Here is a 14,778-nt window from a genome sequence, read left to right as displayed (position 1 = left end):
AGAAAATCTATGAAACTTTCTATGAACCTATTTTTTTTACCCTGTTATGGTATATAATGGCACGTATGACGATTTGTCGCATTCACATTACAGGAGGCTTTCTATGAAAATAGCTTTACGTACCAAAGCTGCTTCTTTCCTTGCGGCAGCCCTGATCTTTTGTGCCGCTTTGCCGGCGTACGCGCAGGCCTGCAGCCTCCCGAGCGCGTATCCGGACGTTCCGCCGGACCATTACGCCGCGCAAGCCATCGGCAGCTTGAAGCAGCAGGGTATCGTGGACGATGCCGAGGCGGACGGCGGCTTTCATCCCGATGAAGCCGTTACCCGTGGCGACGCCGCAGTGTGGCTTGCCAGCGCGCTGCATGCCGCAAAGCCCAAAGCTCTGAATGGCTTTGCCGACGTACCGGCCGCAAGTCCTTATGCGGAGGCCGTGAACGCCCTGAAAGAGCTGAACATCGTGCAGGGGGACGGCGGTAACTACGAGCCGGACGCACCACTGACGCGCGAGCAAATGGCGAGCTTGCTTGTGCGCGCTTTTAAGCTGAACGATAACGGCATCCAGACGTGGCTCAAGGATGAGGCCGAGATCGGTTCGGCGCATCATGCCGATGTCGTCAAATTGAAACAGCACGCGATTACCGAGCAGCTGACGTTTATGCCGAAGGAGCAGGTGACCAGGGCGCAGCTCGTGCTCTTTTTATACCGCACCCTCACGCAAAAAGAAGAATTAACGCAAGGCGGCGTTTCGCTGGAGGAGCTCCTGCAGCTGCCGGATAAAATCCAGCTTCGGCTCTCGCCGGACGGCACGATGCTGGCGTACTTGCACCCGTGGGAGAATCGGATGAATCTGTACGTTCAGAAAGTTGGGGAAAGGGAAGGCGTTCGTCTGACGAACGCTAAGGTGGATAATATCCAGAGCATCTACTGGGTGACCGATCATGTGTTGGTGTACGGGATCGACAGCGGCGGATCGGAGAATACGCACATCCACGCAATTCAGGTCGACGGCACGAACGATCGCGATTTGACACCATTCAAGAATGTCAAGTCGGACTTGCTGGACGTATGGCCTGCGAAAAATGAAAGTGATTATGAGCTGCTCCTAACGATGAACCGCCGCGATCCGAAAGCGATGGATGTCGTGCGGGTCAATTTGATGACGGGCGAACCGACCATGTATGTGCAAAATCCGGGCAATGTCGAGCTCTGGGCCGTCGATAATTGGGGCGAAGTGCGCGCAGGGCTGGCGCAGGACGGAGAGACGACAAGCCTCTTGTATCGGGAGGATGACGGCAAAGACTTTGAGAAGATAGCGACGTTTGCGAAGGACGATACGTTTATCCCGGTCATGTTCACAGCTGACAACAAGCAATTGTATGCGGCATCGTCGGTCGGCCGTGACAAGCAGGCGCTGGTTCGCTACGATCCGGCGGCCAAGAAGGAAGCGGAAGTGATCTATGCCAACGAAGACGCCGATGTGAACGATTTGATCTACTCTTATAAAAAGAAAGCGATTCTCGCGGTCAGTTACGAAACGGAAGAGAAGCATACGGCCTTTCTGGACCCGGAGCTCAAGGCGAAAGCGCAAAAAATCGAAGAGCAGCTTCACACAACGCACTGGGGCTTTGTTGGTTCCTTGGACAAGGATCTCGTCCTTTTGTATACCGACAGCGACAAATCGTACGGAAGCTACTATCTCTGGGACCAACGATCGGATCGAATCGAGAAGATCGCCGACATTGCTCCGCAATTGAAAGAAGACCGGATGGCGGATATGAAGCCGATCTCATTCCAGAGCCGGGACGGCCTGACGATTCACGGCTACCTCACGCTGCCGAAGGGCGTCATCGCGAATAAGCTGCCCGTGATTGTGAATCCGCACGGCGGACCGTGGGCGCGCGATTCCTGGGGCTTCAACATGGAGGTGCAGCTGCTCGCCAGCCAAGGGTACGCGGTGCTGCAGCTGAATTACCGCGGCTCTGATGGCTACGGCAAGGCGTTCCTGCACGCCGGGGATAAGCAGTGGGGCGCCGCGATGCAGAACGACATCACCGACGGCGTGAACTGGCTCGTGAAGCGGGGGATTGCCGATCCTAAGCGGGTCGGCATCTATGGCGCCTCCTACGGCGGATATGCGACGCTCGCTGGCATGGCGTTCACGCCGGATGTGTACGCGGCGGGTGTTGATGTCGTGGGACCGTCGAGCCTGCTGACGTTCCTGCGCACCATGCCGCCGTATTGGGAGAACGGGCGCCAGCAAATGTATGCGCAGGTCGGCGATCCGGTGAAGGATCGCAAGCTGCTGGAGGCGGCCTCGCCGCTGCTGCATGCGGATCAGATCCAAGCGCCGCTGATGATCGTGCAGGGCGCGAACGATCCGCGCGTGAACAAGGCGGAGTCGGATCAGATGGTTGCTGCGCTCCGCAAGCTGGACTTCGATGTCCCTTACATGCTGAAAGCCAATGAGGGACACGGGTATCAAAAGCTGGAAAACGAACGCGATTTCTACGAAGCACTTATTCATTTTCTTAGTAAAAATGTGAAAAACAGAACGGAATAAGAGGAAAGAGCCGGGGTCTCCGCAGGTTAGCGGGGAGGAACGGCTCTTTTTTGCTGTATGTAGCGTTGGGCGCAGGAATCGCGAAGCGGGAGTCGAATTGTGTAAGTCAGCCAAGCACGTTGTTTCAATAAATGTTAGTACACTTCCAAGAAGGCGGCTGAAACTATGCAATTAAGCGGAGCCATGAAAAGACTGCTGCTGATGAACGCGGCATCGACCATTATTTTTAACTACATCGGAATCTTCGTCAATCTGTTTATTTGGGAAAAAAACAACAAAATCTCCGAGGTCGTCTGGTTCAATCTCGTCCTGTTCGTGATGTGGACGCTGGCGTTTGGCGTGGGCTCACGCCTGTTGACCAGCTTTACGACGCGCGTCCTAATTCGTTCGAACGCGATTTGCGGCGGACTCGTATTCTTGCTGCTCTCCACGCTCGAGCTGGACAATCGGCTGCTGTGGATCGCCATTATCGCCATGCCGATCGGCATTATGTGGGGCTTCTACGCCTCCGCGCAAAACATTACGCTCAGCGTTTTCGGCAAAGGACGCGACTTTGAGCAGTACTTCTCGATGTCGAATATTATTAACCAGGTTATTTCAATTGTGAATCCGATTGCATTCGCCTTGATTATCAAGTGGATCGGCTATTCGGGTTCTTTTTTGCTGATGTTTTTGTTCGTGGCGCTGCTTATGGCCGTTTCGTTCTTCATTCCGACGATTACGCTGGCCGGCAGCACGGAGAAACTGTTTCAAGGCTTGCGATTTCAGCTCGTATTCTCGACTTCCGCACTGCGCTGGATGGTGCCGTCGTTGTTGGCTGCGGGCGTGTTCTTGCAATTTCAGATGCTGTTCGCGCTGGTGTTCACGTTTTCCGTGTCCGAGGATAAGCTGATTATCGCGCTATTCAATGTGCTGTACGCTTCCTCGGCAATTGGCGCGATGATGCTGTATCGGCGGTTGCGGGTGAAGGAGGGCCTCTGGCTTAAAATCGGCATGACGTTCCTGGCCGTCGGGATTTTGCTGCCGCTGCTGCCGAAAGCGCCGATCTTGATCTTGTCGAATCTGTTCACGACGATCGGCATGTTTTATTTCGGAACGGTGTGGAACACGCGGCAGTTCCGGATTATTTCGAAGCAGCCTGCGATGCAGCAGGCGCGGATTTTTCTGTGGCGGGAAGGGTGCCTGAACGTCTCCCGGATCGGCTTGCTCGTCGTGGCGCTATCCGTGCAGGATCTGCACGGTGGCACGTTCTACCTCCTGATCGCGCTCGCGTTGGTGTGTGCTTTCATCGTGCCTTTGTTCTCGGGCAAAAGCACGGAACTGTTCGAGCGACAAGGGGAAGCTGGGGGCGCGGAGGTAGGGAGGTAGTTGGGACTTGCTCGGGTGGGGCAGAAGCGGCGTTGGCGTGTTAGCAGACCGCTTCTGACCCGATTCAAACTAGCTTCATGCCCGAGCAAACTTGATTGAGACTCAATTGAGACCCAACTCAGACCCGCTCCAACTAGTTCCAGACTCGACTCAGTCCTCTTCGTCCCAGATCTGATAAGGGTGGTGAACCACTTCTATTTGGGTGGGAGAAGAGAGCTTCAGCGAAATAGAAGTAGTAAACCACTCCTATTTGGAGGCAAGCTCGCCGAAAGCGAGCTTTTTCTGTGCGATAAAAGTGGTTTTCCACGCTTATTTTCGGCGAAAGGAGTGAATCGGTCAGAATAGCAGTGCTTTACCGCTCTTATTTGGAGAGAGGTTGTTGGCAAGCAGGTATGGGGGAGAGCTAAGAGAGCCTAGCCCTAGTTAAAGTAGCCGATTGGCCGGAATTATGGAAACTAAGAGGGTTTGCAACCGGTTACATCGGTAAAAATAGGCTAGTTTGACGATATGCAGCGGAGCTAAGAGGGCCTAGCCCTAGCTAAAGTAGTCGATTCGCCGGAATTATGGAAACTAAGAGGGTTTGCAACCGGTTACACAAGCGGGAGTGAGGGATTTTGAGCAGTGGGGGATCGAGGCTAATGGAGATACAGGGGGTGTCCGAAAGTGAATAGGTGGGCGGGCGCACAATGGGGGTGCATTAGATGAAAGTTTCGTGGGAGAGTCAAGGTTTTAAAGTAGCTAATGTTATTGAACTGGCTGCGTTCTCGCAGCAAGTCGTGCCCCTGGAATGCAGAACAAGCCAACATAGCGCTGGCTTGTTCTCAATTAAAGCAGCTGTGCGCGGCCCTACGGCAGCTGGATCGAGGCGCGGTACAGCTTGCTGTTCCACGTGACTTTGCTGTTGAGCGACTCCGCAACGAGGCGGAGCGGGACGTACATCCGGCTGTCGCTCATGATCTGGAGCGGCACCGGAACCGCCACGGCTTTGCCGTTCACAGTGGCGGTGGACTTGCCGTCCTGCAGCTGCAGTGTGACGCCGCCGCTGGTAATGGTCGCGGTGCGCGTCGCCGCATTCCACGCAAAGCTGGCGTTCATCGCGGTGATGAACGGGCGGATCGGCACAACGGTCGTCTCGCCGACGATATAGCCTTTGTAGTCGGTCATATAGCTGCCGTTGATTTCGATTTGCACGATGGGCTTGTCCAGCTTGCGGACGACCAAGGCATTGCTGAGCTCGCGCCCCGCGTACGTCATCGTGGTTCCGTTCGCATACAGCGCGGAACTGGACCCGCCGTCCATGTTCATCGCTTCCTTCAGGCCGAGCGCGACCGCAATGGCGGCGAGCTGGGGCAAGGTCGCGCTGGGGACGGTTCCCATCACGAGGTGATCGGAAGCGTCCACGCCGACGAAGCTGCGCGCAGCAGCGCTGGAAGTTACCTTCGGGTCGCTGAAGCCGTCGCGGCTGTAGTTGATGTCCACGGCGCCGCCGCTAACCAGCTTCGGGCCAACGCCGATCGCCGCAAGCCACGACTTTGCGTCCAGATTGCCGTTTTCGCCTTTGGCCAGCAGCGAGGTCGTTACCCGATCTCCTAAGTCGACCTTCGTCAGCACGTTGGACTTATTGTTGGCGCTGTTGCCGACAAACAACACGTAGCCATCATCCGGTACAGAGACGGAATCCTGCGTAATTTTGGTCACGAGGCCGTCCTGAATGACGACTTTCGTTCCGCCTGGGTAGCCGATCCAACTACCAAACTGCGGTGTGTACCATACAATCTGGTCGGTGCTGGCATCGCCATAATATTTGTTAATTCCCCAAGGGGAGATCGTATACGTGCCACCGCCCTCGCTTACCTTGACTGAAATATCGAGATCGACAAATTGAATATCCGGTACTTTATTTTTATCCAGAATCAGCGTTTGGTTCTCGCCGGAATGGATCGCTTCGCCTGACTTCACCATGGAGCCGTTGGGAAAGCGGATGTAAGGGTTGGATTCATAAGCGTTAAAAAACGTACCATTAATAGCCGCTACAGCGTTTTCACGCTCGACAATGGACGAGAACGAGGCATCGTGGCCGATACCGCCGTCTGCGAGCGCTGGGGCGATTTCAAGCATAGGATCCGTCAGATCGACGGTGACAACGTTGACGGTAAAGTTTTTGCCGGCGGCATAGACAAGCTTCGTACTGGCGTTAACAGATGGAGAGTATGCGGCAAAAGCGGATGTCCCGCCGGTCAATAAAGCTGTAGACAAAAGCAAGGCCGCGCCAAGCTTGAACGGTGAGCGAGTGAACATGGGTAGGGTCTCCTTTTTCATCGGGTCGTATTGGACGGCGAAGCTGGTTATCTTGGCTGGATTAGGACTTCGGACCTGTTTCTCATATCATTCGGAGGCTTGGGTACTTATTGTGTCGCTTTATGGCGGGAAGGAGGAATTGGCAGGGCTTATTTTTTGGATTTTTTTAAAATTATAGTTTACCTGGCCCCCGTTATCTGATAATATAATCCCAACATTGAATTTGAAATGCGATGAAGAGACGAGTAGATAAATACATTCTTTCACAGAGAGCTCCGGCAGCTGAAAAGGAGTAAAGCGTTGTTTATTGAAAAAAGACTCAGAGCAGCTCATCGGAACCGTAAGCGCGGGGGATGGTGTGCCAGGAGCTCCTGTTACAGAGCTAAAGTATAAGCATTGCATGCAATGCCGTACTTGAAGAGGCTGGCATGGCGACATGTTGGCGAATCTAGGGTGGTACCACGAGTCGATCAATCTCGTCCCTGAGACTTAATCAGTCTTGGGGGTGGGATTTTTTTGTTAGCGGATGTCGCACCACGCGGCGGGGTACACCAATTGCTGAAAAGCTGAATACGTTTTTAACATAAAGACCTTACATGAAAGGAAATGAAGTTCACATGACACAGAAACTAAAAGCAGGTATTGTTGGCGGCACAGGCATGGTTGGGCAGCGTTTTGTGCAGCTGCTGGATGGACACCCTTGGTTTGAAGTTACGGCGATTGCAGCAAGCGCTGGCTCGGCCGGCAAAACATATGAAGAATCCGTGCAAAACAGATGGAAGCTCGCGACTCCGATCCCGGAAGCGGTGAAAAAAATCGTCGTGCAGGACGCATCCAAAGTAGAAGCGTTTGCCTCCGAAGTTGATTTTATTTTCTGCGCGGTCGATATGAAAAAAGAAGAAATCAAGGCGCTAGAAGAAGCTTACGCGAAAACCGGCACGCCTGTCATTTCCAACAACTCTGCGCACCGCTGGACGCCGGACGTTCCAATGATCGTACCGGAAATCAATCCCGGCCACATGGACGTCATCGCGGCGCAAAGAAAGCGCCTGAATACAACGACTGGTTTCATCGCGGTGAAGCCGAACTGCTCGATCCAAAGCTACGTGCCGGCGCTGAACGCGCTGAAAGAGTTTAATCCGACGACGGTTGTCGCATCGACGTACCAAGCGATTTCCGGTGCGGGCAAAAACTTCACCGACTGGCCGGAAATGCTCGACAACGTGATCCCGTACATCGGCGGGGAAGAAGAAAAAAGCGAGCAGGAGCCGCTCCGCATCTGGGGCAGTGTGCAAGACGGCGCGATCGTGAAAGCGAGCTCTCCGCTCATTACAACACAGTGTATCCGTGTTCCGGTTACGGACGGTCACTTGGCAACGGTGTTCGCTTCCTTTGAGAAAAAGCCGTCCAAAGAAGAAATCCTGGCGCGCTGGCTGAACTTCAAAGGCCGCCCGCAAGAGCTGGAATTGCCGAGCGCTCCGAAGCAGTTTATCACGTATTTTGAAGAAGAAAACAGACCGCAAACGAAGCTGGATCGCGACATCGAGGGCGGCATGGGCGTTTCCGTAGGCCGACTGCGTGAAGATTCCCTGTACGACTTCAAATTCGTCGGTCTTTCCCACAACACGCTGCGCGGCGCAGCAGGTGGTGCAGTGCTGATCGCGGAATTGCTGAAAGCCGAAGGCTACATTCAAGCAAAATAATGTTAAAACGAAAGACTGCTCCGTTCTGTAACAGGGACGCGGGCGGTCTTTTTTTTCGTAGTCGTAGGAAATATGCTATGCTAGCAGCAACGCAGGGATGGGGAGGAGACGTGGAGGATGAAGCAGGTATTGGTTGCGGACGATGATCCGCATATCCGTTCGTTGGTGCGCTATGTGCTCAGCCGTGAAGGGTATGCGGTCCATGAGGCACAGGATGGGAAACAGGCGCTGGAGCTGATGGGCGAAACGGCGATCGATCTGGCGATTCTGGACATTATGATGCCGCGCATGGACGGGTTGGCGCTGTGCGAAACGATTCGTAGTGAGTACGATATTCCGATTATTTTGCTGACGGCTCGGGCGCAGCTGACAGATAAAGAGCAGGGTTATCTCAAAGGCACGGACGATTACGTGACGAAGCCGTTTGAGCCGGAGGAGCTGCTGTTCCGGGTGAAAGCGCTGTTTCGCCGATATCAGCGGACGGCCAGCGACAAGCTGGTTTTGAACCGGATCGTGATTGACCGGAGCAACGTGGAGGTGACAGATGGCGAGAACGTGCTGCTCTTGCCGATGAAGGAGTTTGAGCTGCTTTCCCAGCTAGCCCAGTTTCCGGGGCGATTGTTCGCGCGCGAGGAGCTGATTCGGCTCGTGTGGGGCGCAGATTACGAAGGAGACGACCGCACAGTCGATGTCCATATCAAAAGGCTGCGGCAGCGTTTCGCCGATTATATCGACGATTTTGCCATCCAAACCGTGCGCGGCATCGGCTATAAACTCGAGGTGAAGGACCGTTGAAATCCTTGTATGTTCGTGTGCTATTTATGACGCTCGCCGTTATTTTGATCAGCAGCATGTTGGGATTCCTGTTGTCGAACATCTACTATCACGTAAAGCTCAAACCGTTCAATGACACCAAGCTGATCGCCATTGCGACGCAAATGAAGCAGTTTCTCGAGCAAGATGGGGCGAAGATGGATCGTTATTTGGGCAATGCCGCCGCACTTGGCTATGAAATTTATGTCACCGACGGACGGGAAAATCAGCTGTTTTTCGGGCGAGAGTTTCGGGAACAGGATCTGACGGCGGCGGCCGTGGCAGAGGTGCTGCAAGGCGGCGAGTATCACGGTGTTGCACAGTTTCCGAACAAGCTTTATATTTCAGGATTTTTTGAAAATACACTGAGCAATACGGTCGGGGTACCTGTCGTTCACGGTGGTCACACTTACGCCATGTTCGTGCGGCCGGACGTGTTGCTGCAGTTCGGGGAATTGCGGACGTTTTTTGCGCTGATTTTTGGCTTGACGATCGCGATCAGTGTGCTGTGCTTCTTGCTCAGCACGAGGTATTTGGTCAAGCCGATCACGCGGCTGTCGGAGGCTACCAAACGGATCGCGCAGGGGAACTACAACCTGAAGCTGCCGGACAAGCGCAAGGATGAGATCGGCCAGCTGGCAGGACATTTTATGACGATGAGCCGGGAGCTGGAGCGGATTGACGAGGCGCGGCAGCAGTTTGTCGCCAACGTCTCGCACGAAATTCAGTCGCCGCTCACGTCGATGCAGGGGTTTGCGCATATTTTGTCGGCGCGCGAGCTGCCGAACGAAGAGCGGGAACATTATGCGAAAATCATTGAAGCGGAGACGAAGCATCTGTCCATGCTCGGCAAGCAGCTGCTGACGTTGTCGTCGCTGGAGCAGGGCGCTGAAGCGATGCATCGAACGAGCTATCCACTGAAGGGGCAGCTTCGGCAAGCCGTGCAAGTCATGCAGTGGCAGCTCGATGAGAAGGAGCTGTTTCTGAAGCTGGCGGTGCCAGAGACGGTCACCGTTTACGGGGAGGAAGTGCTGCTTATGCAAGTATGGATGAATGTGATCGGCAATGCCATTCAGCATATTCCGGCAGGAAGCTCGATCGAAATCAGCGCAGAGAACGGCAGAGCTGGGTGCGTAGTTGAGATTCGTGATACTGGGGAGGGTATTGCCCCTGAGCATGTGCCGTTTCTTTTTGACCGGTTCTATCGGGTCGACCGCGCTAGGGAGCGTGCCTCAGGACGTACGGGACTGGGACTGGCTATTGTCAAAAAAATCGTGGGGCTCCACGGCGGCGATATTACGGTTCATTCCACCCTCGGCGAGGGAACGACGTTCAAGATTGAGCTTCCGCATTTGTAATCGGCCGTTCATGCGCCGTTCATTTTCGCTTCCTAAACTGGACACATAGTCAAAGGAGGGAAGCAAGATGTATCTCGCACTTCGTGAATTAAGATTTGCCAAAGCCAGATATTCGCTGATTGCCGTCATTATGCTGCTTGTGGCGTTTTTGGTGCTGTTCGTAACAGGCCTCGCCAAAGGGCTCGCCTACGATAACGCAGCTTCGATTCAAAATCAAGCCGCCACCCATTACTTGTTGGAGCAGGGGGCGGAGCACCGGTTTACTCGCTCGAAGGTGGATGCCAGCTTGCTTGATCAGGCAACTGCCATTGTCGGAGAAGGGAAGGCGGAACCGTTTGGACTAGCCATGACGACCGTTATTCCCAAGGGGATGTCGCAAAAGCTGGACGTGACGCTGATGGGCGTGAACCCGGCGGGGTGGTTGGCACCGCAGGTGGTGTCGGGCGAGGGAATTGCCGCGGCATCGCCGTCTGGCACGGTGCTGGTTGATCGCAAGCTGGCGGACGCCGGGGTGAAGCTTGGCACTGTGCTGGTGGATCAGGCGTCAGGCCTCAGCTGGACGGTCAGCGGGTTTGTGAAGAATGAGTCATTCAGCCACTCGGCCGTCGTTGTGATGAACTTACAGGATTGGGCTAAGCTCCAGGCGGTTAAACCTGCGATTGGTGGAGCAGCCGGTGAAGGCGTGCGCTACTCGGCCGTCGCGCTGCAAGCGACGAAGGCGCAAAGTGAACAATTGGCAGCCGCGTTCGGCGGTAAAGCTGAATTTATATCCAAGTCGGATGCGGTGTCCGCGATTCCTGGCTACAAAGAGGAGCAGGGCTCACTGCTCATGATGATCGTCTTTTTGTTCGTGATTTCAGCGTTTGTGCTGGCTGTTTTCTTCTACGTCATTACGATTCAAAAAACCAGCCAATTCGGCATTCTGAAAGCAATTGGCACACGGACACGGTATTTGATCCAAAGTGTAACGCTGCAAGTGCTTGTGCTCGCTATTGGCAGCCTTGCGATTAGTTGTGCCGTGGTGCTGGCGTTGGCGGCGGTTTTGCCCAGCGGCATGCCGTTTCAACTGACAGGCGCAACGCTGACGTTTACTTGCTTGGCTTTTATACTGATGTCCGTGCTCGGCTCGCTGCTCTCCGTATGGCAAGTCGTCCGCGTAGACGCGCTTGATGCGATTGGGAGGTCTGCGGCATGAGGAATCGACTGGAGATGAAGGGGATTTCCCGGAGCTTTGACGATGGCGGGGCACAGCGCATGATTTTATGCGACCTTGATTTGCAGGTGAAAGCCGGGGAGTTTGTGGCGGTCATGGGGCCGTCGGGCTCGGGAAAAAGCACGTTCCTGTCCATCGCTGGCGCCTTGCTGGCGCCGTCCGGCGGCTCGATTGAAGTCGACGGCGAGCCGATTGTCGGCTTGGATCAGACCGGACTAGCCGACTTACGGCTGCGGAAGCTGGGCTTTATTTTCCAAAGCTCGAATCTGATTCCGTATCTGAAAGTTGCAGAGCAGTTGGAGCTTGTCGCCAAGCTAGCCGGGGTGAAAGGGCGAGAAGCGGAGGAGCGCTCCGAAGATTTGTTGGAGCGACTCGGATTGCAGCATCGCCGTCAGGCATACCCGGAGAAGCTGTCCGGCGGTGAGCGTCAGCGGGTGGCGATTGCGAGGGCGCTGATGAACGATCCGGCCGTTATCCTTGCGGATGAGCCGACGGCTAGTCTCGACGGACTCCGAGGGCTTGCGGTCGTCGAGATGATTGCGCTGGAGGTGAGGACGCAGGGCAAAAGCGCGGTGATGGTTACGCACGACGAGCGCGTGCTGCCGGCTTGCGACCGGGTGTTGTGGTTGGAGAACGGGCGGTTGGTAGCGCGTTAAAGACTTTTTAAAGGAAAAGCGATTTTGACAAAAAGTTAAATTGTTTTGCCATACTACATCCGACTTCCCTTATGCTACGCTTATCGAAACAGACATGAAGTATTCGATAAGCGAAAGGGATGAGAGGCATGCGTTCTTTTGGATGGTGCAGCCCGATTGAGGATGCGGGTGAACTTCGGAAACGGGGCTTTGATTACATCGAGTGTGCGGTCGTTTCGCTCAGTTTGGAAAATGAACGGGAATTCGCGGAGAAGCTCCCGCTGTTTATTGAGAGCCCGCTGCCGGTGCGGGCGATGAACATCTTTTTCCCCGGCGACTTGAAGGTCGTGGGGCCGGATGTGGACGATGCGCGGATCGCGCGCTATGTGGAAAAAGCAGCCGAGGCCTTGCACCGGATCGGCGTGGAGACGGTCGTGCTCGGCAGCGGCAAAGCACGGCATAGCCCGGACGGCTGGGAGCCTGCGCGCGCCGATGAGCAGTTCCTCGGGCTGCTCAGCCGCATGGCTGATGCGTTCGCGGGAACGGGCACGGTGCTGGCGATCGAGCCGCTGAACCGAAAGGAAACGAATCTGGTGATGACGATTGCGGAAGCCGTTTCGTTCGCCGAGCAGGTGAATCGGCCGGAGATTCGGGTGTTGGCGGACTTTTATCATATGCAAGAAGAAGGAGATCCGTTGACGTCGCTGGTCACGTACAGCAAGTGGCTCCAGCATATTCATCTGGCGGATACGGGAAGGCTTAGCCCTGGTACTGGAGTTTATCCGTACGCGGATTTTACGGCGGCGCTCAACCAGGCGGGGTATGCCGGCATGATTTCGGCGGAATGTACGGTGAAGGATAAGGAGCGGGAACTGACGGCGAGCTTGGATTTTATGAGGAGGGTGTTTGGTCGCTGATGGTGAGTATCGCCTCGTTGTGGTTGTCAAGATGACAGGCTATGCGCATCAATTGACAACAAGGGGAGCTAGGCAAGTCACCTAGCACTGCAAGTCCATGAACTGGAAAACCTCCCGTTCATTTCAACTGGAGACCGCTCATGCGCCAGATGAACTGGAAAACCTCCTGCTCATTTCAGCAGTTTCGAGGTGTTTGCCGCCAAAAGGGTAAATGTACGGGAAGAATTCCAGTTCAGTACCCAGATTTGGTTGAAAAGACGAAAATGTACTGGAGAAATTCCAGTTCATGTGATAAGTGGAAGACTTCCATTGAGGGAGTCTTTTTTCCATGCCGAGCCAGTCATCCCCGCGCCTGTTGATCTCCCCGCGAAAAGGGTATAATAGTTGGCAGAACTTAACTCCCTCTAAAAAGGACTAATCCCTATGACAAACGAATTCTCATCGCATGAAATGGGCTGGCAGTTCGACAACTCGTACACGAATTTGCCGTCTTCGCTTTTTACCCCTTGCAAACCGACGCGAGTTGAAGCGCCGGAGCTTGTAGTGTTGAACCGCACCTTGGCGGCGGAACTGGGGCTTGACGTCGATGCGCTGGACAGCGAAAAAGGCGCGTCGATCTTTGCCGGCAATCGACTGCCTGACGGCGCGGAGCCGCTGGCGCAGGCATACGCCGGCCATCAGTTCGGGCACTTGAACTTGCTGGGCGACGGCCGGGCGATTTTGCTGGGCGAGCAGTTGACGCCGCAAGGCGTCCGCGTGGACGTCCAGCTCAAAGGCGCAGGTCAGACGCCGTACTCGCGGCGCGGCGACGGCCGGGCGGCGCTCGGCCCTATGCTGCGCGAGTACATCATCAGCGAGGCGATGCATGGCCTGCGCATCCCGACGACGCGCAGCCTGGCGGTGGCCGCCACCGGCGAGACGATCTACCGTGAGACGGTGCTGCCCGGCGCGGTGCTGACGCGCATCGCGGCGAGCCTCCTGCGCGTAGGCACGTTCCAGTACGCCGCGCACTGGAAAACGGAGGCCGAGCTCCGTGCGCTGGCCGATTACACCTTGCAGCGCCATTACCCGGCGCTGGCTGCAGACGAGCAGCCTTATCTGCGGCTGCTGGAAGCTGTCATCCAGCGTCAAGCCGAGCTGATCGCCCGCTGGATGCTCGTCGGCTTCATCCACGGCGTCATGAATACGGACAACGTGGCGCTCAGCGGCGAGACGATCGATTACGGGCCGTGTGCGTTTATGGACGCCTACGATCCGGCGACGGTGTTCAGCTCCATCGATACGCAAGGCCGCTACGCTTACGGCAATCAGCCGTATATCGGCGGATGGAATTTGGCGCGCTTCGCCGAAGCGCTGCTGCCGCTGCTCCACGAGGACGAGGAGCAGGCTGTGCAGATCGCGCAGGACACGATTGCGACGTACTCCGCGCACTACCATCAGGCATGGTTGTCGGGCATGCGGGCGAAGCTCGGGTTATTTGGCGAAGAAGCCGAGGACAGCGCGCTTGCGCACGATTTGCTGGAGGCGATGAAAGGGCACCAGGCGGATCTTACGAATACATTTGTCGCATTGACGTTTGGCAAGCCAGAAGATACGCCGATGCATGGCTCGGAGCAATTTGACAGTTGGCTGAAGCGCTGGGAGGAGCGCCGGTCCCGCCAAGCCGAGACGCTGGAAGCGTCACAGCTCCTTATGCGGAGCAGCAATCCCGCGATCATCCCGCGGAATCACCGCGTGGAGGAAGCGCTGGACGCGGCGGTGCAGCACGGCGATTATACCGTCATGGAGCGGCTGGTGGCCGCGCTCAAGGATCCGTATGCCCACCGTCCCGAGCAGGAGGAATATGCGGAGCAGCCGCCCAAGTCGGCTTGCGGGTATAAGACGTTTTGCGGGACATAAGCTTTCAGGAAGCC

10 protein-coding genes and 1 other annotated feature are annotated in these 14,778 nt (G+C 55.5%); of the genes, 9 read left to right on the top strand and 1 reads right to left on the bottom strand.

Features of this window, described 5'->3' with window-relative positions; genetic code table 11:
• Positions 1–103: 103 nt before the first annotated feature.
• On the top strand, positions 104–2,560 hold the full coding sequence (locus ABE504_RS17420) for a prolyl oligopeptidase family serine peptidase (protein ID WP_430091010.1): 2,457 nt from the start codon (positions 104–106) through the stop codon (positions 2,558–2,560).
• Positions 2,561–2,725: 165 nt separating this feature from the next.
• Positions 2,726–3,928 (top strand): MFS transporter, encoded by a 1,203-nt coding sequence (locus ABE504_RS17415; RefSeq protein ID WP_430091009.1) that lies wholly within the window; start codon positions 2,726–2,728, stop codon positions 3,926–3,928.
• 846 nt (positions 3,929–4,774) lie between these two features.
• Here ABE504_RS17415 and ABE504_RS17410 read toward each other — a convergent pair.
• The gene (locus ABE504_RS17410) at positions 4,775–6,226 is read right to left on the bottom strand and encodes a stalk domain-containing protein (RefSeq protein WP_430091007.1); all 1,452 of its coding nucleotides are present in this window, start codon (positions 6,224–6,226) and stop codon (positions 4,775–4,777) included.
• 224 nt (positions 6,227–6,450) lie between these two features.
• Positions 6,451–6,713, top strand: a binding site (T-box leader).
• A gap of 130 nt (positions 6,714–6,843) precedes the next feature.
• Here ABE504_RS17410 and asd point away from each other — a divergent pair.
• The 7 genes from asd to ABE504_RS17375 all read left to right on the top strand — a co-directional run bounded on the left by asd (position 6,844) and on the right by ABE504_RS17375 (position 14,764).
• On the top strand, positions 6,844–7,929 hold the full coding sequence (asd, locus tag ABE504_RS17405; protein WP_430091005.1) for an aspartate-semialdehyde dehydrogenase: 1,086 nt from the start codon (positions 6,844–6,846) through the stop codon (positions 7,927–7,929).
• A gap of 117 nt (positions 7,930–8,046) precedes the next feature.
• On the top strand, positions 8,047–8,724 hold the full coding sequence (locus ABE504_RS17400) for a response regulator transcription factor (RefSeq protein WP_430091003.1): 678 nt from the start codon (positions 8,047–8,049) through the stop codon (positions 8,722–8,724).
• Positions 8,721–10,100, top strand: coding sequence for an ATP-binding protein (locus tag ABE504_RS17395; RefSeq protein ID WP_430091001.1), 1,380 nt, complete (start codon positions 8,721–8,723; stop codon positions 10,098–10,100). The genes ABE504_RS17400 and ABE504_RS17395 overlap by 4 nt, the downstream gene beginning before the upstream one ends.
• Before the next feature lie 67 nt (positions 10,101–10,167).
• A complete protein-coding gene (locus ABE504_RS17390; protein ID WP_430090999.1) occupies positions 10,168–11,295 on the top strand; it encodes an ABC transporter permease in 1,128 nt (375 codons plus the stop codon).
• Complete coding sequence (locus ABE504_RS17385) at positions 11,292–11,969, top strand: ABC transporter ATP-binding protein (RefSeq protein ID WP_430090997.1); 678 nt, start codon at positions 11,292–11,294, stop codon at positions 11,967–11,969. The genes ABE504_RS17390 and ABE504_RS17385 overlap by 4 nt, the downstream gene beginning before the upstream one ends.
• Positions 11,970–12,097: 128 nt before the next feature.
• Positions 12,098–12,865 carry a sugar phosphate isomerase/epimerase family protein gene (locus ABE504_RS17380; RefSeq protein ID WP_430090995.1) on the top strand — a complete coding sequence of 256 codons (768 nt, stop codon included), beginning with the start codon at positions 12,098–12,100 and terminating at the stop codon, positions 12,863–12,865.
• 423 nt (positions 12,866–13,288) lie between these two features.
• A complete protein-coding gene (locus ABE504_RS17375) occupies positions 13,289–14,764 on the top strand; it encodes a protein adenylyltransferase SelO (protein WP_430090994.1) in 1,476 nt (491 codons plus the stop codon).
• The last annotated feature ends 14 nt before the right edge of the window (positions 14,765–14,778 follow it).

Origin of the sequence: Paenibacillus oryzisoli (genome assembly GCF_050467285.1) — a bacterium.
GTDB lineage: Bacteria > Bacillota > Bacilli > Paenibacillales > NBRC-103111 > Paenibacillus_E > Paenibacillus_E oryzisoli_A.
This window is presented reverse-complemented; position numbering and strand designations above follow the sequence as displayed.